Source organism: Aeromonas sp. ZOR0002 (assembly GCF_963866995.1).
GTDB classification, from domain to species: domain Bacteria; phylum Pseudomonadota; class Gammaproteobacteria; order Enterobacterales; family Aeromonadaceae; genus Aeromonas; species Aeromonas caviae.
Window position 1 is genome coordinate 636 of record NZ_CAWMFQ010000256.1, and the last position, 317, is coordinate 952.

At 70.3% G+C, this 317-nt stretch carries 1 pseudogene; it reads right to left on the reverse strand.

The annotated features are described in order from the left end of the window. Positions 1-317 (reverse strand): annotated as a pseudogene (locus AACR77_RS14080) (zinc/cadmium/mercury/lead-transporting ATPase); the annotation flags it as partial.

The window sequence follows — 317 nt, forward strand, 5'->3', positions numbered from 1 at the left end:
CAACTGGTCGGCAGCGACTTCTTCCCGCACTTCGCCATCGGCAGTGGTGCGGATGCGCAGCGCCTTGTCGGGCACCAGTGCCATCAGGGCGGTGACCCCGGCGCGGGCGCGGCCGGCGGCGTAGGCCTCCAGATGTTCCCCCAGCATGAACAGCAGCAGCACCATGGCCGCTTCGGCGGTTTCGCCGAGGAACAGGGCCCCCACGGCGGCGACCGTCATCAGGGTCTCGATGGCGAAGGGGGAGCCGCTTCTGGTCAGTGCCCACGCCTTGCGGGCGACGGGCCACAGCCCCCAGAGGGTGGCCAGGGTAAAGAGCG